Source organism: Amycolatopsis halotolerans, from assembly GCF_042647905.1.
GTDB lineage: Bacteria > Actinomycetota > Actinomycetes > Mycobacteriales > Pseudonocardiaceae > Amycolatopsis > Amycolatopsis halotolerans.
On record NZ_JBHRWI010000075.1, the window covers coordinates 1 to 18,225 of the forward strand.

Sequence of the window (18,225 nt, forward strand, 5' to 3'; positions counted from 1 at the left end):
CAGGCCCTCACGGCCTAACCTCTACTCAGCCAGTCCAACTTTCGGGGGCCAGTTCAGACTCTGATTCCCTCAGGGTTCCCCTCACGGACGGTCAGTTCTTGTCGAGACCGCCGAGCAGAAGTTCGCCGAGCGCGGTGAACGCTTCCGCGTCGGACACGTCGGTGCGGCGGCCGAGCACGCCGGTCTGAATGCCCTCGATGATCAGTCCGGTCATTTCGGCCACGAGCCGCGCGTGCACGTCGCGGAACACTCCGTCGGCGACGCCCTTGTCGATGAACGCGCGGATCCGGCGCGCGGCGGCGCGGCTGTTGAGCTGATAGGTGTCGCGGGCGGGCGCGAACGCGGCGATATCGGCCATGAACTCCGGCGACGCCCGGTTCAGGTGCTCAGAGACTCCGGAGAGGTACTCGCCGATCAGCTCGCGCGCGTCGGCGATTCCCGCGATCCGCTTCTCCAGGCGTTCGGCGGCGTCGCGGAAGAAGTGCGCGACGACCTTGACAGCGAGCTGCTCCTTGCTCGGCGCTAGCGCGTACAGCGTCGACTTCGAGCAGCGAAGCCGGGCGGCCAGGTCGTCGAGCGTGAAGCCGGCGAAGCCCTCCGCCAGGAACAACGCCTCAAGCTCGCGCAGCAGGGCTTGCTGCCGCGCGGTGGGACGGCGACGGGCTTCAGGGGTGGACATCACGTCACTATCTCCTACCGATCAGGGACAGCCCCGCTCCGCATACGGTACTCTTAATCAGCCGTTAGTACTGTTTTCAGTACCACCGCGTTCTGGGAGGAACCATGCCGGTCGACCGTCTGCTGCCGACGCCGGAGTCCGAAGACCTGCTCTCGCTCGTCACGGAAATCGCCCGTGACGAGCTGAAACCGCGTGCTTCGGCCGACGAGGAGGCCGAGAAGTTCCCGCGCGGCCTGTTCGCCCTGATGGGCAAGTCCGGCCTGCTGGGGCTGCCGTACTCGGAGCGCTGGGGCGGGGCCGAGCAGCCGTACGAGGTCTACCTGCAGGCGCTGGAGGAGATCGCGGGCGCGTGGATGAGCGTCGGTGTCGGGCTGTCGGTGCACACGATGTCCTGTTTCGCGCTCGCGCACTACGGCACGGAAGAACAGCAGGACCGCTGGCTGCCGGACATGCTGGGCGGCTCGTTGCTCGGCGCGTATGCCCTGTCTGAAACGCAGGCCGGCTCGGACGCGGCCGCGCTGTCCACCCGCGCGCGGCTTTCCGAGGACGAGTACGTCGTCAATGGCACGAAAGCGTGGATCACCCACGCCGGCGTCGCGGACTTCTACACGACGATGGTCCGCACGAGCGAGGACGGCGGCCACGGCATCTCGTGTCTCCTGGTCGACTCGTCGACCCCCGGCCTCTCGGCGGCCCCGCGCGAACGGAAGATGGGCCTCACCGGCTCCCCCACCGCGCAGATGCTGTTCGAGGACGCCCGCGTTCCGGCCGACCGTCTTATCGGCGGCGAGGGCGCTGGCCTGAAGATCGCTTTGTCGTCGCTCAGTTCCGGTCGGCTCGGGATCGCCGCCTGCGCGGTGGGCCTGGCGCAGGCCGCGCTGGACGAGGCCGTGGAGTACGCGAAGGGGCGCACCCAGTTCGGGCGTCCGATCGCGGATTTCCAGGGCATGGAGTTCCTGCTGGCCGACATGGCGGCGACGGTCGAATCGGCCCGTGCGACCTACCTGGACGCCGCTCGCCGTCGCGACTGCGGCCTGGACTTCCAGCGTCAGTCGTCGATCGCGAAGCTGGTGGCGACGGACGGCGCGATGAAGGTGACGACGGACGCGGTCCAGGTGCTCGGCGGTGCGGGGTACACGAAGGACTTCCCGGTGGAGAGGTACATGCGGGAGGCGAAGGTGCCGCAGATCTTCGAGGGGACGAACCAGATTCAGCGGATGGTGATCGCGCGTTCGCTGAAGAACGCCTAGTCTTTTCTGTCGTCATAAGCCGCGCGGGCGGCATGGACGCGGCCCGCGTTGGCTTTCGACCAGTCGGCGATCGCGCCGGTCAACGCGCCGACGTCCCTGCCGAGATCGGTCAGCGCGTACTCCACGCGCGGCGGAATCGTCGGGTAGACCGTGCGGCTGACCAGCCCGTCGCGTTCGAGGTTGCGCAGCACCTGGGTGAGCGATTTCTGTGTCACTCCCTCGACGCCGCGGCGCAGTTCGGTGAACCGCAACGGGCGCTCGTACTGACGGAGCAGGCCGAGGACGTAGAGCGTCCATTTGTTGGCCAGCACGTCCATCGCGGTGCGCGACGGGCACGCTTTCGCATACTTGGTATCCATTGGGTACCTATAGATCGTCGAGGTGCCTTCTTCACAAACGATACCGGTGGCGAGCAGTATTTCTCGCATGATCTTGGTTACCGGAGCCACCGGCAAAATCGGCCGCGAAGCTGTCCGACTGCTCGGACCGGTCCGCACGCTCGTCCGCACCCCGTCGGGCGGCACCGACGAAGTGATCGGTGACTTCGACCGGCCGGACACCCTGGACGCGGCCCTGCGCGACGTCGACACGCTCCTGCTGATCGGCCCCGCTGTGGCAGCGCAGATCGCGGTCCTCGATCGCGCGGTCGCGCACGGGGTGCGGCACGTCGTGCGAGTCACCAACCACAAGGCTGTCGACGATTCGCCAGTCGCCCGGCGTCGGGAGCACGCGCGGATCGACGCGCACCTCAAGGCGTCGGGAATGGAGTACACGCTGCTCGCGCCGAACTTCTTCATGCAGAATCTGCTGGCCCTCGCCCCGGAGATCGCCGGAACCGGCGGCTTTTCGAGCTCCGCGGGCGACGGCCGGATCGGGATGATCGACGCCCGCGACGTCGCGGCGGTGGCCGCGGCGATCGCGACTGATCCGGCGGCGCATGCCGGGCGGACGTATCTGCTGACCGGACCGGAGTTGGTCACGTTCGCCGAGGTGGCGCGGGAATGGGCTTCGGCGACCGGCCGCCCGGTGGAGTATCGGCGGATCTCGGCCGAAGAGCATCGCGCGGTGATGGAGTCGAACGGGGTGCCGGAGGCGGGGTCGAACGCGCAGGTTTTCGAACTGCTCGCGCAGGGGGACGGGGCTTGGCTCTCAGGGGATTTCGCCGCGGTCACCGGTGGTGCGCCGCGGGGGTTGCGGGCGTTCCTGGCGGACTACTGCTCCTAGAGAGCCGAGCATGATCAACCCGGCGGCGAAACATGGCTCTCCGTGTCGATATGGTTACTGACAGTCTCACGGCAGGCGTGAGACAATGCCGGTGACGTGAGGAGACGCTGTGACAGCACTTCCCGAGCCGACGCGTGGTGAATTCCCTTGGGAGATCCCGGATCACCTGCTGTCGATCGAGGAATACGCGGCCCTCGGTGAAACCGACTCCGGCTTCACCGAGCTCGTGGAGGGCCGCCTCGTGATGTCACCCAGTCCGTCAAGACGCCACAACAAGGCGGCTTATCGGATCGTCCAAGCGCTGGAGCCGCAGCTTCCGGCCAACCTCGATTTCAACCTTGACGTCGACATCGACCTAGGATTCGCACCGCCCGGCGAAGCCGGTTCGGCCCGTCGTCCCGATGCCACCATCACCTACCGCGAAGCCAACGAACGGGTGGATCGAGAGCAGGCGATGTTCCGCGCCGACGAGGTTGTCGTGGTGATCGAGATCGTCTCACCCGGCTCGAAGCGCACCGACTACGTCACCAAGCACGACGAGTATGCCGACGCCGGAATCCCGTTCTACTGGATTGTCGATCTCAGCAATCCGGTCTCCCTCGTCGCTTGTCACCAAGCCGGGGAACTCGGTTACCAGGACGCCCCAGCTGTCACGGGGAAATTCCGCACCACAGAGCCGTTCACGGCTGAACTCGACCTCACGACGCTGTTCGATTGAGGCACCCCGCCAGCTCTTGGCGGGCCGCCTCAACCAAGGCATCAGCGAGTTTCCCGGTACCGCCGATCCGCCGACACGCCCTCGCCGGTCGTCTCGTCGAAGTGGTAGACCTCCTGGCCCCGCACGAACACCCGCATCGCGCGGTTCATCACGTCCAGCGGGTCGCCCGACCACAGGACCACGTCCGCGTCCAAACCGGGTGCCAGGGTGCCGATCCGGTCGTCCAGGCCGAGCATCTGCGCCGGGTGCAGCGTCAGTGCCTTCAGCGCGGTCTCCGGGTCCAGGCCGTCCTTCACCGCCAAAGCGGCTTGGTACACCAGGAAGTTGATGGGAACGACCGGGTGGTCAGTGGTGATGGAAATACGAACCCCTGCCCGCGCCAGGATCCCCGCCGAGCGCAGGCTTCGGTTGCGCAGTTCCACCTTGGACTTCGTGGTGAACAGCGGGCCGAGGATCACCGGGACGTCGCGTTCGGCCAGGAGGTCCGCGATCAGGTGGCCTTCGGTGCCGTGGTTGATCACCAGTTTGTAGCCGAATTCGTCGGCGAGCCGGATCGCGGTCACCATGTCGTCGGCGCGGTGCACGTGCTGGTCCCAGTACAGCTCGCCGTCCAGGACCTTCGCCAGCGTTTCGTTGGTCAGGTCCGTTTCGAACGGCTTGCCCTCGGCCAGCGCGTGGTCGCGCTTCGCCTGGTAATTGCGGGCCTTCGTGAACGCCTCGCGCAGGATCGCGGCCACGCCGAGCCTCGTGGACGGCGTGACCTTTTTCTCGCCGTAAACCCGTTTCGGGTTCTCGCCCAGCGCGCTTTTCACGCTCACGTGCTCGGCGAAGATCATGTCCAGAATGGACCGGCCCCACGTCTTCACGCCGATGGTCTGCCCGCCGATCGGGTTGCCCGACCCCGGCTTGATCACCACGCTCGTGACGCCGCCGGACAGCGCGTCGTCGAAACCCGGTTCGTACGGGTCGATCCCGTCGACCGCGCGGAAGCGCGCGCCGTTCGGGTCGGTCATTTCGTTGGTGTCGTTGCCCGCCCAGCCTTCGCCGTCCTCATGGACGCCGAGGTGCGCGTGCGCGTCGATGAATCCCGGCAGGACCCAGCTGCCGGACGCGTCCACCAGCTCCGCGTCCTCCGGCACCTCGACGTCGGCCTCAGCCCCGACTTGGGTGATCCGGCCGTCTTCGATGAGCACAGTGCCGCCCTCGATCGGAGCGGCGCCGACGGGGACCACATAGCCCCCGACAATCGCCTTGTAAGCCATAGTTTGACACGCTAACGAACTCACCCGGGTTCGCGCATCCGGGGTTTTTCGAGGTGCACCAACTGATAGCCCGCTTCCGGCGAGCGATGCGTCTCGCGGTAACCGAGCTTTCGGTACAAATAGAGCGGCCCGGCCGAACGCTCGCCGGTGAACAGCCGGAACACCGTCACCTCCGCCGGGGTCGCCTCCTCCGCGGCCGCCAGCAGCGCGGTACCGAGTCCCTCGCCTTGCCGATCCGGTGCCACCACGAGCCTGCCGATCTCGCAGACGCGACCGTCCACTCGCATCCGCACGCTCGCCACCAGCCGGCCGCCGTCGCGGAAACCCCAGACCGTGATCGACGGGTCGGCGATGGCCGCGCGCACGTGGTCGAGGGTGTCCAGCAACGGCGGCAGGTCGAAGTTCTGGTGTGCCCGCGCCTCGGTGATGTACGCGGCCTGCTGCAGGGTCAGCAACTCACCCGCGTCGGCGTCGGTCAGCAGTTCGAGTTTCACGGGACCCGGATTCCCCAGCTGCCCGTCCACGACGTGGCCGGTTCCAGTTCGATCAGGTCGGTGCGGGTGTTGAGCGCGTCCGCCGGGCAGGTCATCGGCTCGATCGCCACCGCGCGGCCGCGGCCGGTCAGGTCGTCCGGCGTGAACACCTGCACCCAGCGGAAGTCCGGACCGGTCCAGACCACCAGCTGCCGATCGCCGTGGGACAGCACGTGGTGGTGGGTGCCGTCGGCAGCCAGCTCCAGCCCGCCGAACGCGGTGTCCAGGTCAACGCCTTCCAGCACACGCCCCTGGCGGAAGTCGTACTCGGTGTCCTCGACGTCCTGCTCGTCCGCGTACGGCATCTGCTGGTCGCCCTCGTACGGCCGGACCCGCGTGGCGGGCAGCGTGAGGGTCAGTTCGTCGGTGGGCGCGTCGCCGATCCGGAAGTACGGGTGGGTCCCGACGCCGACGCCGATCGGCTTCTCCCCCTCATTGCGGATCTCGTGCGTGATGACGAGCTCGCGCGGCTGCAGGTCGTAGGTGATCGTCGCGCGCAGCGGGACCGGCCAGCCGGGCTGCGCCTCGACGTCGATGGCGAGCGTGATCGACGTTTCGGCGTGCTCCAGCAGCTCCCACTCCAGGTGCCGGGTCAGGCCGTGGATGGCGTTGCCGCGCGCCTCCTCGGTGATCTCCAGCTGCTGCTCTTCGCCCTCGAACTCCCACTTGCCGCCCTTGGTCCGGTTCGGCCACGGCAGCAGCACCTGGCCGAGCCCCTTCGGCGGCTTCTCGTCCTCGGCGAACGTCTCGACGTACGGCACTCCGCTGATCTCGAACGCGCGCAGCCCGGCACCGATCTCGGTGATGACGGCGCGCGCGTTGCCGCGGGTGATCTCGAACTGCTCTCCGGTGGGGTTCGCCATGGCGCTGAGGTTACCGATCGGCCGCGCCGCGCGGGCAGCGCTCGAAACTGACAGAGCTCGAAACTAACTAGACCGGTCGTCATAGTTTGAGCTACGGTGGGCCCATGGTCAACCGCACCGACACGCGCCGCCGGATGCTCGAATCGGCGGCTGAGCTGTTTCGCACCCAGGGCTATCACGCCACCGGGATGACGCAGCTCGTGTCCGAAAGCCGGGCCCCGAAGGGTTCGCTGTACTTCCATTTCCCCGGCGGCAAGGAACAACTCGCCGCCGAGGCGGTACAGCTTTCCGGGGAGCGGCTGGCCGGGCAGTTCCGCGAAATCACCGCTGCCGCACCGGATCCGGCCACCGCCATCGACCTCATCGTTGCCGCATTGGCCGCCTCACTGTCCGAATCGGACTTCCGCTGCGGCTGTCCAATCGCGACAGTCGCATTGGAAGCCGCCGACAGCGAGCCGATCCGCGCCGCCTGCGACCAGGGTTACGAAGGCTGGCTGCGCGGCATTTCCGCTTACTTCACCGAGCGCGGTCTTCCCGAAAAACGCGCTGCTTCGCTGGCGACCATCGTGCTTTCCGCGATCGAAGGCGCGTTGCTGCTCGCACGCACCCGGCGGGACACCTCGCCGCTGCAAGCCGTCGCCGCCCATCTGCACACCACTGTCGAACGGGAGTTCGCCTAATGCGGGTACACCACTTCAACTGCGGCACCATGCGCCCGATCGGCGGCAAGCTCGTCGACGGAAAGCCCGGGCTGCTGCGCCGAGCCACCCTTGTCTGCCACTGCATGCTGGTCGAAACCGGCACCGGATTGACCCTCATCGAGACCGGAATGGGTTCGCCCACCGTCACCGACGCCGCGCGCTGGCTCGGCCCGCGCTTCCTGCGCACGTCGAACCCGCTGACGGACGAAAGCGAAACCGCGCTGAGCCGCATCCGCGCGCTGGGGTTCGACCCGGCTGACGTCCGCGACATCGTCCTCACCCACCTCGATCTCGACCACGCCGGCGGGCTCGTCGACTTCCCGCAGGCCCGCGTGCACGTCTACGGCAAGGAACTCGACGCCTACCGCACCGGAAACCCGCGGTACCGCGACGTCCAGTTCCGCCACGGTCCACAGTGGAAGTCCTATTCGGACGCTGGGGACAGCTGGTTCGGCCTCGACGCGGTCCGCGAACTGGACGGGGTCGAGGGCGTCGCGCTCGTGCCGCTCTCCGGGCACACTGTCGGCCACGCCGGGGTGGCTGTCGACACCGGGTCCGGCTGGGTGCTCAACGCGGGCGACGCGTATTTCTTCCACCAGGAGATCGACACCGATTCCTATTGCCCGCCCGGATTGGCTATGTTCGAACGGCGGGTCCAGACGCTGCCCGGGCCGCGGCGCGAGAACCAGCGCCGGTTGCGCGAACTGCGCCGGGACCACGCCGACGAGGTGACCGTGTTCGCCTCGCACGACCTGACCGATTTCGTCCGGCTCAGCGAGAGGAGCACGGTATGAAGGTGCACCACCTCAACTGCGGCACGATGCGCCCGCTCGGCGGCAAGGCGCTCGACGGCCGCCCCGGGATGCTGCGGCGCAGCACGATCGTGGCGCACTGCCTGCTGGTCGAGACCGCCGACTCGCTCGTGCTGGTCGACACCGGTTTCGGCACCCGCGGCGTCACCGAATCGCGACGCTGGCTCGGCGGTCCGTTCATGGCGATGGTCGGTGCGAAGCCGACCATGGAAGAGACCGCCGTGGCGCAAATCCGCGCGCTGGGCCACGACCCCGCCGACGTCCGGCACATCGTGATGACTCACCTCGACGTCGACCACGCCGGCGGTCTAGCCGATTTCCCCGACGCCACAGTGCATGTCCGCACCACCGAACGCCGCGCCGCGGACAACCCGAAGAGCTTCCCGGAGAAAACGCGGTACCGCGCCGAACAATTCGCGCACAGTCCACTGTGGAGCACCTACGACGAGGCCGGCGAGAAGTGGTTCGGCTTCGACGCCGTGCAACCGTTGCGTGGCCTGCCGCCGGAAATACTGCTCGTCCCGTTGCCCGGCCACACGCACGGCCACTCCGGCGTCGCGGTCGACACCGGCGACGGCTGGCTCCTGCACGCCGGCGACGCGTACTTCTTCCACGGCGAAGTCGCCCCGGTGAGCCCGCACTGCCCGCCGGGCATGCGCGTGTTCGAGGCGATCAACCAGATGGACGGGGCCACCCGCCGCGCCAACCTCGCCCGGTTGCGGACCCTCGCCCGGGAGAAGCAGGACGAGGTCTCGGTGTTCAGCGCGCACAGCCCGGTCGAATTCCAGGCGCTGCGCCGGAATACCGCGCAACCCTCCGCGAGTTGAGTACCCGCATGACGCGTATCCGGTACGTCGGCGGCCCGACCGCCCTCATCGAGCACGGCGAGATCCGCCTGCTCACCGACCCGACGTTCGACGCCCCCGGCGACTACCCGATCGGCACCCGCAAGCTGGCGAAAACCGCTGGTCCCGCGGTCGCCGCGGCGGAGGTCGGCGAGGTGGACGCGGTGCTGCTCTCCCACGACCAGCACCCCGACAACCTGGACGCGGCGGGGCGAAAGTACGCCCTCGACGCCCCGCTCGTCCTGTCCACCGCCTCGGCGAGGGAACGGATCGGCGAGCCCGTCCGGGCGCTGGCCAACTGGGAGTCCTACGACCTCGGCGGCGTCCGCGTCACCGGAGTTCCCGCGCAGCACGGGCCCGACGGCAGCGAGCATCTCGTCGGCGAAGTCACCGGTTTCGTGCTCGAAAGCGAAGGCCAGCCGACCGTTTACGTCAGCGGTGACAACGCTTCGCTCGACGTCGTGCGGCAGATCGCCGAGCGTTTCGAGCGGATCGACATCGCTGTCCTCTTCGCGGGCGGGGCTCAGACACCGCTGGTCGGCGACGCGTACCTCACCCTGCCCAGCGACGGCGCGGCCGAGGCGGCCCGGATCCTGAACGCGCGCCAGGTCGTCCCGCTGCACTTCGAGCACTGGGCGCATTTCACCCAGGGCCCGGGTACTCTCCGTCCGGCTTTCGCCCAGGCTGGCCTCGAGGACCGGCTGCATTTGCTCAAGCCCGGCGAGCAGGTCAGCTTCCAGTAAGCACAAAACCTCCGTCGACGGTGATCACCTCGCCGGTGACGAAACTGTTCTCCATCAAGTACACATTGGTCGCCGCGACCTGGTCCGCCTCACCGACCGATTTCGTCAGCGTCCGTTCGGTGAACGCGGCGACCATCGCGTCCAGCTGTGGTTGCGGCAGCCCGTCCCACATCGGCGTATGAACCGGCCCCGGGCGGACTGTGTTGACCCGCACCGGGGCCAGGTCGACGGCCAGTCCGCGCGCCAATCCCTCGACCGCGCCGACGGAACCGGCCGCGAGCGCCGCGCCGGGCATCGGGCGGACGCCGACGATCCCGGACGTCAGCACGATCGAACCGCCCGGCCGAATCCGCGGCGCGGCGTGCTTCACCGCGCTCACGACGCCCCAGTAACGGACATAGAACCCGCTCTGCGCGTCATCGAGCGACAGGTCGACGAGCGGCTGCTGATGCGGCGCGTCACCTGCGGTGTACACGAGGTGGTCTAACTGGCCGACGTGCTCGAACAGGGCCGCGACGTTCGCTTCGTCGCGTACGTCGGCGACGAATCCTTCGCAGCTGTCCGGCAATTCGGCGAGCGCCGCGTCCAGCCGTTCCTTGCCACTCGACGCGATCGTGACGGACGCGCCCGCCTCCGCCGCAGCCCGCGCGGTCGCCAATCCCATGCCCGAGCTGCCGCCGATGACGACAACCCGCTGGTCAAGCAAAGACATGATCGACCCTCTCGAGGTTGATGACTCAGTGAGACATCAACAGTAGCAGTGATGACCCACTGTGTCATCACTGCTAAGATCACCGCATGCCGCGTTGGGATCCGGAAGCCAAGGAGCGGCTCCGCGCGGCCGCGCTGGAGCTGTTCACCGAGCACGGCTACGAGAACGCCACGGTCACGCAGATCACCGCGCGCGCCGGGCTCACCCGTCGCACCTTCTCGCGCTACTTCGCGGACAAGCGCGACGTGTTGTTCGCCGGGTCAGAGCAGCTCCCGGACGCGATGGCCGACGCTGTCCGGCACGCCGACCCCGCGCTGCCACCGTTTCAAGCACTGCTGGCCGCATTGGTCGCCGCTGGCGATTTGTTCGCTGGCCTGGTTTCGCAGGCCGCTCAACGGCGCGCGGTCATCGCGTCCAGCCCGGAACTGCAGGAACGCGAGCGGACGAAGCTGGCGGCGGTCACCGAAGCAGTCGTCGAAGCGCTGCGGGAACGAGGCGCGACCGAATCGAGTGCGAAGATGCTCGCGCAGGTCGGCACCGCGGTGTTCCAAACCGCGTTCGAGCGATGGTCCGATCAGCCTGCGGACACGGATTTCGCTACGCAGGTACAGGAGGCGGCAGCCGAACTCGCCGCCCACCTGACCCCGTGACTACGCCTTTTCGCGCACCTCGACCAACGTAGAGTCTTCCAATTCCACTTCCGCGGCCTGCTTCGTGCGCCCGGTTGCCTTCAGCACCAGATAAGCCACCACCAGCACGACGAAGAACGGAATCCCGAACTTCCACGCCGGGTCGAGGCCTTCGATCCAGAACGTCGAAATCAGTACGGTGGCTAGGAAAGCGATCACCACGACGTTCACCACCGGTGCACCCCACAGCCGCACTGGCGACGGCGGCAGCCCGGCCCGGCGACGGCGGATCCGGAACGCCAAGTGCGTCACCAGAATGATCATCCACACCACGAGCGCGGCGAAGATCGAAATGCCGAACAGCACGAGATACGCGTTGGAGTCGGAATTCTTGGACAGAATGGTCGCGATCACCAGACCCGCGGTGGACAGGACGAGCGCGTTGCGCGGCACTCCGGACCTGGTCAGCCGTCCTGCCCAGGACGGGGCGAATCGGTGCTCGGCAAGGGAATGCAGCATGCGCGTGGTGAGATAGAGGTTGGTGTTCGCGCTCGACAACGCGGCGGTCAGGACCACGAAGTTCATGATCGTCGCCGCCGCCGGAACGCCCGCGGCTTGGAAGACGCGGACGAACGGACTGGCGGTGATCGAACCGCCCTCACCGGTGACCGTCCACGGCACTACCAAGACAACGATGAGCATTGCCGCGACATAGAAAATCGCCAGCCGCACCACCATCGCCCGGGCCGCGCGCGGGATGTCGCGAGTCGGGTTCTCGGATTCGGCCGCAGTCACCGAAACCACCTCGGTGCCGATATAGCTGAACAGCACGAACACCATGGCCAGCAACAGCCCGGACACGCCGTTCGGCAGGAATCCGCCGCCCGCGCTGAGATTCGTCAAGCCGGGCGCGGGCGCCTTCGGCAGGCCGAAGAACACGAGAATCACACCGAGCGCGACGAACACCAGGATCGCGCAGACCTTGATCATCGCGAACCAGTACTCGAACTCGCCGAAAATGTGCACCGCCGCGCCGTTGACGACAATCACCAGCAGCGAGAACACCGCGACCGGCACCCACAACGGTATCTGCGGCCACCAGAACTGGACGTACACGCCGGCCGCGATCGTCTCGCCGCCGATCGCGATCACTTGCATCGCCCAATACGCCCAGCGCACCACGAACCCGCTGCCCGCGCCGAGGTACTTCTGCGCGATGCTGCCGAACGCGCCCGCGGCCGGGTGCACCACCACCATTTCGGCCAGCGCCCAGGAGATCGCCAGCGCGACGAGTCCACAAAGGACGTAGGCGAGCACGACGCCCGGTCCCGCGTGCGAGATCGCCAGGCTCGAGCCGAGGAAAAGGCCGGTGCCGATGGCCCCGCCGATTCCGATCATCGTCAACTGCCTGCCGCGCAGCCTCCGCTGCAACCGGTTCGGGGACGGGGACTCGGCCATGTCTGCTCCCTACTGGCTCGCCCGGTACTCGGCGATCGCCGCAACGACGGCGTCGAGATCGGACTCGACGTTGTAGTAGTGCAAGGACATCCGCAGCACGTCGCCGCGGGCACTGCACACGATCCGCCGCCCGGCGAGGAACGCCGCCAGCGCGTCGGGATCCCGGTCGGCCAGCGCGACGAGCGGACCGCGCCGCGCGTCGTCCAGCGGGGACCGGAGCCGCTCCCCAGCGTCGAGCAACCGCTGCTGCAGCTGCCCGGTCAACCCTCCAATGTGGTCACGCACGCGGTGCGCGTCCAACTGGTGCAACAACTTCAGGCCGGCGACCGCGCCGTACGCGGACGGGATCGACGGTGTCCCGGTCTCGAACCGGCGGGCGTGCTCGGGATAGTCGAGGTGCCGCGGGTCGAATTCGAACGGGTTCGTGCGGCCGAACCAGCCGGTCAGCGGCGGGGAAACCTCGTCGCGCACGCCTGGCCGCACGTAGAGGAAGGCGATCCCGGAGATGCCGAGCAGGTACTTCAGGCTTCCGCTGACGAGATAGTCGCAGCCGAGTTCGGCGACGTCGACCGGCTCGACGCCGAGGCCCTGATAGGCGTCGACAAAGCTTCGCGCGCCCTTTTCCCGGGCCAGCGCGGCAACTTCGCGCACCGGGAACCGCAAACCGTTGGCGTAGCTGACCAACGGGACGGACACCAGTTGCGTCTGCTCGGTGATGAGCGCGGCGTAATCCTCGGTGTCGACCAGGCCGTCGTGCTGAGCGACGAACTGAACGTCCGCGCCGCGTCCCTGCTGCGCCAGCCAAACATGGCCCAGCGAAGGGAATTCCAGGTCAGTCGTGACGATTCCCGCGCGCGGCGACCATGCCTGGGTGGACGCGACCTGATACGCCCCTTCGGACGCGGACGGCACGACGGCGATGTCGTCGGCGTCCGCACCGATCAGCTGAGCGAACAGTTCCCGTGCTTCGGCGACCTTCACCATCCATTTGTCCCACGGCGCCCCGTATTCGCGGATCGTGTGCTGGAACTCGAAAAGCTCCGCGGTCAGCGCGTCCGAGAGCGCGCCCTGGCTGCAGCTCGCGAGGTGCACCGAGTCGGCGAGGGCAGGGAAACGCGCCCGGAAAGCGGCTGGGCTGGGCTGGTCGGTCACGACACTCCGTTCCGTAACTGGCGGGCGAGACCGGTCCGTTCGCCACCGTAACGACGCGAGCACCGTGCGTCGATGCTCCGTCCCGGCGGCCTCGCGGCTCCGGAAGCCCTGGTCGAGGCTCCGTGTTCACTCTGACTGATCTTCGGCAGCTATTCCGTCAGTGCTGTTGAAACCGGTACTGTAGATATGGCCTTCCGCACTGTCAACGACCGTCAAGGATCCGCAATAGCGCGCCCCGCGACCGAGAGGACGCACCGATGAGCATCCCCGCCGAGACCGCGGTCGACCAGCTCCTGACCCAGCTGGCCGAGGGCCGGCTGCGGGTCGTCGACCTCACCAACAAGCTCAGCGCCGCCACCCCGACGCTGCAGCTGCCCGAGCCGTTCGCGAACCTGATCGACTTCAGCCTCGAATCGGTCAGCGAGTTCGACGACTCCGGACCGTTGTGGCGGCACAACAACATCCACACCGGCGAGCACATCGGCACCCACCTCGACGCGCCGCGGCACTGGATCTCCAACCGCGACGGCGCCGACGTTTCGGAGCTGCCGGTCGGCAGGCTGATCGGGCCCGCGCACGTCCTCGACATCTCCGCGCGCGTCGCCGACAATCCAGACTTTCTGCTGGAGATAGCCGACATCCAGGCCTGGGAAGCCGAACACGGTCCGTTGCGCCCGGGCGGCTGGCTGCTCGTGCACTCCGGCTGGGACCAGTACGCGCGAGACCGCGACGCGTTCCTCAACTTCTCCGACGGTGCCAGCCACACCCCCGGCATCTCGGCGGCAGCGGCGAAGTGGCTCGCCGAGGAAACGCCGATCGCCGGCTACGGCGTGGAAACCGTCGGCATCGACGCCGGGAACGGCTTCGTGCTGGACCCGCCGATGCCCGCGCACCACCACCTGCTCGGCGCGGACAAGTACGGCATCACCTCGTTGCAGAATCTCGGCTCGCTGCCGCCGACCGGTGCGCTCGTCGTGGTCTGCCCGCTGCCGATCGTCGGCGGGACCGGCAGCCCGGCGCGGGTGCTCGCGGTGGTACAGGCGTGAACGTCGCACAAGCCGTCGGGATCGCGCTGGCCCGATTCGGCGTCCGCAAAGCGTTCGGCGTTGTCGGGAGCGGGAATTTCCACTTCACCAACGGCCTGATCCAGGGCGGGGCTGAGTTCGTCGCGGCCCGGCACGAGGGCGGCGCGACCACGATGGCCGACGCCTACGCCCGGTGCAGCGGCGAGGTCGCGGCGGTGTCGGTGCATCAGGGCTGCGGGCTCGGCAACGCGACCACCGGGATCGGCGAGGCGGCGAAGAGCCGGACGCCGCTGGTCATCGTCACCGGCGAGGCGACGGATCCGCTGTCGAACTTTCACATCGACCAGGACGTGCTTGCCCGGTCGGTGGGAGCGGGCAGCATCCTGGTTCGGTCCGCGCAAACTGCGTTGGCCGATGTGCGGCGCGCGTTCACTCAAGCGCGACGGGATCGGCGGACTGTCCTTTTGCGACTCCCACTGGACGTGCAGGCTGAGCCTTTCGAGGAAAGCCTTCTCGATGATCTGGCCCCCATCTCGCCGTTGCCTCAGCCGCGCGCCGCTGAGGCGGAAGTGGAGGCTCTCGCTTCAATTCTGCAGAAGGCCGAGCGTCCGGTATTCCTTTGCGGACGCGGTTCCCGTGCGGCTCGGACAGAACTCGTCGCGTTGGCTGACCGCTGCGGCGCGCTGCTCGCTGAGGGCGCGGTCGCGAAAGGACTGTTCACTGGCGAGCCGTGGGCGATCGGGGTGTCCGGCGGGTTCTCGTCTCCGCTGACGACCGAGTTGGTCCAGGGCGCGGACGTCGTCGTCGGCTGGGGTTCCGCGCTCAACGACTGGACCACCGCGCATGGCCGGTTGCTCTCACCGGAAACGACACTTGTGCAAGTAGATCTCGAGTCCGCCGCACTGGGCCGGAACCGGCCGGTCGACCTCGGAATCGTCGGCGATGTCGCCGGTACCGCCGCAGCGGCAACCTCGCTGATCGAAGTCCATAATGGATACCGCAGCGAAGAGTTAAAAACCCGAATCGGCCGGGAGATCCGCTGGCGCGACAACCAACACGACGACGCCGGGACCGCCGACGTCATCGACCCGCGAACGTTATCCGCCGCGCTGGACGACCTCATTCCAGCCAACCGCGTCGTCGGCGTCGATTCCGGGAACTTCATGGGCTACCCCACGATGTACCTCGACGTCCCCGACGAGAACGGTTTCTGCTTCACCCAGGCCTTCCAGTCGATCGGACTCGGACTGGCCACCGCGATCGGCGCGGCGCTCGCCCAGCCGGACCGCTTCCCCGTCGCGGCGTGCGGCGACGGCGGGTTCCTGATGAGCATCGCCGAACTGGAAACCGTCGTACGTCTGAAGCTCCCGATGCTGATCGTCGTTTACAACGACCACGCCTACGGTGCCGAGGTGTACTTCTTCGAACCCGGCGGACATCCCGCCGACACAGTCACCTTCCCCGACACCGATATCGCCGCCATCGCCCGCGGCTACGGCTGCGACGCGGTCACTGTCCGCGCCGAGGAAGACCTCGACGAGGTAGCGACCCGGGTCGCCGCCGGGCTCGACCGCCCGCTGGTGGTCGACGCGAAAATCGCCGGGTTCAGCGCTTGGTGGCTCCAGGCCGCGATGACGCACCACTGAGCGCCCGCTTCACCAGGACGTTCACCACCCACAACAGGACGCCCACGGCCAGCAGGATGCCAGCCACCTGGTAATCCTGCGCCGGGCGGCCGGACAGCGGGCTGACCAGGTACAGGCAGAACACCGCGGCCAGCACCGGCAGCACCGTCGGCGCGCGGAAGTGCTTGTGCGCCACTTTGTCCTTGCGCAGCACCAGAAGCGCGATGTTGACGATGGCGAACACCACGAGCAGCAGCAACGCGGTCGTGCCGCCGAGCGCGCTGATGTCCACAAAGGACACCAGGCCGACGGCGATGACGCTGGTGAAAATGATCGACACCCACGGCGTCCGGCGAGTCGGGTGCACGCGGCCGAAAACCGGCGGCAGGACGCGTTCGTTCGCGAGGCCGTACAACAACCGGCTCGCCATCAGCATGTTGATCAAGGCGGAATTGATCACCGCGAACAGGCCGATGGCGGAGAAGACTTCTCGCGGGAATCCCGGCGCGCCAACGTCGAGCACCTTCAGCAGCGCGTCGCTCTTCGCGCCAGCGAGTTCGGCGGCCGGGACCAGCAGCGACGACGTCACCGAGACCAGCACGTAGATCGTCCCGGCGATGACCATGCCCCACAGCATCGCGCGCGGGAAAATCCGCACTGGGTCATGGCATTCCTCGGCCATGTTCACCGAGTCCTCGAAGCCCGCCATCGCGAAGAACGCCAGCGACGTCGCCGAGGAGATGGCGACCAGCCACGTCTTGTCCGCGGTGTCGATCTCGACCAGCCGGGACGGCTCGCCGTCGCCGTTCAGCACCGCCCACACGCCGACGCCGATGATGATCAGCAAGCCGGACAGCTCGATGCAGGTGAGGACGACGTTGGCCTTCACCGATTCGCCGATGCCGCGGAAATTGATCAGCGCCAGCAGCACCACGAAGGCGATGCCGACCAGCACCGTCGGCAGCTTCACGAATGCCGCGAGATAGGTCGCGCCGAACGCGACAGCCGCCGACGACGCCGACGTGATCCCGGAGCACATCACCGCGAACGCGACCATGAAGGTCAGGAACGGCACCCCGAACGCCTTGTTCGTGTACAGCGCCGCGCCGGCCGCGCGCGGGTATTTGCCGACCAGTTCGAGGTAGCTGAACGCGGTCATGAACGCGACCACGAACGCCAGCAGGAACGGCAGCCACAACGCGCCGCCGACGCGTCCGGCGACCTGCCCGGTCAGCGCGTACACGCCGGTGCCGATGATGTCGCCGACCACGAAGAACAGCAGCAGTTTCGGGCCCATGACCCGCAGCAGCGCCGGCTCGGCGACCTTGGCTGTGCCCTCGCTCACGTCCGTCATGGGCGGTTAATGTGCCTTGTCCGGACAGGTGCGGAAAGTCGGCCGATCAGGCTTTGGCGACCGCCGTGTGCACGAGCGGGGTCATCATTTCCTTGGTCATCTTGACCGGTCCGGTGTAGTTGACCAGCACCGGAACCCCGTTGGACACCTTGGCCGCGGCGAGCGTGGCCGTCTTCTGCTCGTCGGTGTAGAAGACGGCGCCGTCCGGGAATCCCGGCACGTCGACCGCGCCCGGCTTGGCCTTCTTGATCGCGGCGATCATGTCCGCGGCCTTGGCCTTGCGACCCTCGTAGCGGGTCACCGCGAGCGCGCCGGCGGTCTTGCCCTCGACGACGTATTCGCAGCTCGTGGCCTTGCCGCCGTTGCTCGGATTGTCGTGGGCGGGGCCGGCCTTCGACGAGATGCCGGGGATCTTGATCGCCTTGCTGACGTCGTCGGCCGGCAGCAGAGCGCAGGTGTCCGACGCCTTGCTGGCAGGCGCGGACGAGGAGGGCTGCGAGGACGGGGCCTTGGTTGCGGGCGGCGGCGCGGCAGCTTTCTGCTCGCCAGAAGAGCAGGCGGTGAGGACAGCGGCGGCGGAGATCAACAAAGCGATCGGGTATGCACGCATATCGGGCATGCTATCTCCACCTTCCTCCCC

The 18,225-nt window shown here is 67.7% G+C and carries 20 protein-coding genes; 10 read left to right on the top strand and 10 right to left on the bottom strand.

What is annotated here, in order from left to right:
* Positions 1-91 precede the first annotated feature (91 nt).
* Positions 92-679, bottom strand: coding sequence for a TetR/AcrR family transcriptional regulator (locus ACFORO_RS43585; protein WP_377876113.1), 588 nt, complete (start codon positions 677-679; stop codon positions 92-94).
* Positions 680-783: 104 nt separating this feature from the next.
* Between ACFORO_RS43585 and ACFORO_RS43590 the strand changes: the two genes are divergently transcribed.
* Positions 784-1,929 carry an acyl-CoA dehydrogenase family protein gene (locus tag ACFORO_RS43590; protein WP_377876115.1) on the top strand — a complete coding sequence of 382 codons (1,146 nt, stop codon included), beginning with the start codon at positions 784-786 and terminating at the stop codon, positions 1,927-1,929.
* On the opposite strand, the gene ACFORO_RS43595 is transcribed toward ACFORO_RS43590, so the two are convergent.
* Complete coding sequence (locus ACFORO_RS43595; protein WP_377876117.1) at positions 1,926-2,288, bottom strand: winged helix-turn-helix transcriptional regulator; 363 nt, start codon at positions 2,286-2,288, stop codon at positions 1,926-1,928. The genes ACFORO_RS43590 and ACFORO_RS43595 overlap by 4 nt on opposite strands.
* Positions 2,289-2,355: 67 nt before the next feature.
* Here ACFORO_RS43595 and ACFORO_RS43600 point away from each other — a divergent pair, with 67 nt between their 5' ends.
* Both ACFORO_RS43600 and ACFORO_RS43605 read left to right on the top strand, forming a co-directional pair.
* Positions 2,356-3,153, top strand: a complete 798-nt coding sequence (locus tag ACFORO_RS43600) for an NmrA family NAD(P)-binding protein (protein WP_377876119.1) — start codon at positions 2,356-2,358, stop codon at positions 3,151-3,153.
* Between the two features lie 109 nt (positions 3,154-3,262).
* On the top strand, positions 3,263-3,871 hold the full coding sequence (locus ACFORO_RS43605; RefSeq protein ID WP_377876121.1) for a Uma2 family endonuclease: 609 nt from the start codon (positions 3,263-3,265) through the stop codon (positions 3,869-3,871).
* Positions 3,872-3,912: 41 nt separating this feature from the next.
* Here the strand turns inward: ACFORO_RS43605 and ACFORO_RS43610 are convergent, their stop codons facing one another.
* The 3 genes from ACFORO_RS43610 to ACFORO_RS43620 are packed head-to-tail and all read right to left on the bottom strand — an operon-like array spanning position 3,913 to position 6,529.
* Complete coding sequence (locus ACFORO_RS43610; protein WP_377876123.1) at positions 3,913-5,133, bottom strand: amidohydrolase; 1,221 nt, start codon at positions 5,131-5,133, stop codon at positions 3,913-3,915.
* A 20-nt stretch (positions 5,134-5,153) separates the two neighbouring features.
* A complete protein-coding gene (locus ACFORO_RS43615; RefSeq protein WP_377876125.1) occupies positions 5,154-5,657 on the bottom strand; it encodes a GNAT family N-acetyltransferase in 504 nt (167 codons plus the stop codon).
* On the bottom strand, positions 5,624-6,529 hold the full coding sequence (locus tag ACFORO_RS43620; protein WP_377876127.1) for an aldose 1-epimerase family protein: 906 nt from the start codon (positions 6,527-6,529) through the stop codon (positions 5,624-5,626). The genes ACFORO_RS43615 and ACFORO_RS43620 overlap by 34 nt, the downstream gene beginning before the upstream one ends.
* Positions 6,530-6,633: 104 nt before the next feature.
* Between ACFORO_RS43620 and ACFORO_RS43625 the strand changes: the two genes are divergently transcribed.
* The 4 genes from ACFORO_RS43625 to ACFORO_RS43640 are packed head-to-tail and all read left to right on the top strand — an operon-like array spanning position 6,634 to position 9,630.
* A complete protein-coding gene (locus ACFORO_RS43625; RefSeq protein ID WP_377876129.1) occupies positions 6,634-7,209 on the top strand; it encodes a TetR/AcrR family transcriptional regulator in 576 nt (191 codons plus the stop codon).
* Entirely contained in the window at positions 7,209-8,024 is an 816-nt protein-coding gene (locus tag ACFORO_RS43630) for an MBL fold metallo-hydrolase (protein WP_377876131.1), read from the top strand. The genes ACFORO_RS43625 and ACFORO_RS43630 overlap by 1 nt, the downstream gene beginning before the upstream one ends.
* Entirely contained in the window at positions 8,021-8,869 is an 849-nt protein-coding gene (locus tag ACFORO_RS43635; protein ID WP_377876133.1) for an MBL fold metallo-hydrolase, read from the top strand. Before ACFORO_RS43630 ends, ACFORO_RS43635 begins: the two co-directional genes overlap by 4 nt.
* Before the next feature lie 8 nt (positions 8,870-8,877).
* Entirely contained in the window at positions 8,878-9,630 is a 753-nt protein-coding gene (locus ACFORO_RS43640) for an MBL fold metallo-hydrolase (protein WP_377876136.1), read from the top strand.
* On the opposite strand, the gene ACFORO_RS43645 is transcribed toward ACFORO_RS43640, so the two are convergent.
* Entirely contained in the window at positions 9,617-10,342 is a 726-nt protein-coding gene (locus tag ACFORO_RS43645; RefSeq protein ID WP_377876139.1) for an SDR family oxidoreductase, read from the bottom strand. The genes ACFORO_RS43640 and ACFORO_RS43645 overlap by 14 nt on opposite strands.
* An 86-nt stretch (positions 10,343-10,428) precedes the next feature.
* Between ACFORO_RS43645 and ACFORO_RS43650 the strand changes: the two genes are divergently transcribed.
* The gene (locus tag ACFORO_RS43650) at positions 10,429-10,992 is read left to right on the top strand and encodes a TetR family transcriptional regulator (RefSeq protein ID WP_377876141.1); all 564 of its coding nucleotides are present in this window, start codon (positions 10,429-10,431) and stop codon (positions 10,990-10,992) included.
* Here the strand turns inward: ACFORO_RS43650 and ACFORO_RS43655 are convergent, their stop codons facing one another.
* Both ACFORO_RS43655 and ACFORO_RS43660 read right to left on the bottom strand, forming a co-directional pair.
* Positions 10,993-12,429, bottom strand: a complete 1,437-nt coding sequence (locus ACFORO_RS43655; RefSeq protein ID WP_377876143.1) for an amino acid permease — start codon at positions 12,427-12,429, stop codon at positions 10,993-10,995. It lies immediately after the preceding gene.
* A 9-nt stretch (positions 12,430-12,438) separates the two neighbouring features.
* The gene (locus ACFORO_RS43660) at positions 12,439-13,581 is read right to left on the bottom strand and encodes an aminotransferase class V-fold PLP-dependent enzyme (protein WP_377876145.1); all 1,143 of its coding nucleotides are present in this window, start codon (positions 13,579-13,581) and stop codon (positions 12,439-12,441) included.
* A 257-nt stretch (positions 13,582-13,838) separates the two neighbouring features.
* On the opposite strand from ACFORO_RS43660, the gene ACFORO_RS43665 reads away from it, so the two are divergent.
* Together ACFORO_RS43665 and ACFORO_RS43670 are read left to right on the top strand one after the other, a co-directional pair.
* Complete coding sequence (locus ACFORO_RS43665) at positions 13,839-14,627, top strand: cyclase family protein (RefSeq protein ID WP_377876147.1); 789 nt, start codon at positions 13,839-13,841, stop codon at positions 14,625-14,627.
* Complete coding sequence (locus tag ACFORO_RS43670; RefSeq protein WP_377876149.1) at positions 14,624-16,252, top strand: thiamine pyrophosphate-binding protein; 1,629 nt, start codon at positions 14,624-14,626, stop codon at positions 16,250-16,252. The genes ACFORO_RS43665 and ACFORO_RS43670 overlap by 4 nt, the downstream gene beginning before the upstream one ends.
* On the opposite strand, the gene ACFORO_RS43675 is transcribed toward ACFORO_RS43670, so the two are convergent.
* Complete coding sequence (locus ACFORO_RS43675) at positions 16,212-17,585, bottom strand: APC family permease (protein ID WP_377876152.1); 1,374 nt, start codon at positions 17,583-17,585, stop codon at positions 16,212-16,214. The genes ACFORO_RS43670 and ACFORO_RS43675 overlap by 41 nt on opposite strands.
* A gap of 46 nt (positions 17,586-17,631) precedes the next feature.
* On the bottom strand, positions 17,632-18,195 hold the full coding sequence (locus tag ACFORO_RS43680) for a DUF3558 family protein (protein ID WP_377876154.1): 564 nt from the start codon (positions 18,193-18,195) through the stop codon (positions 17,632-17,634).
* Positions 18,196-18,225 lie beyond the last annotated feature (30 nt).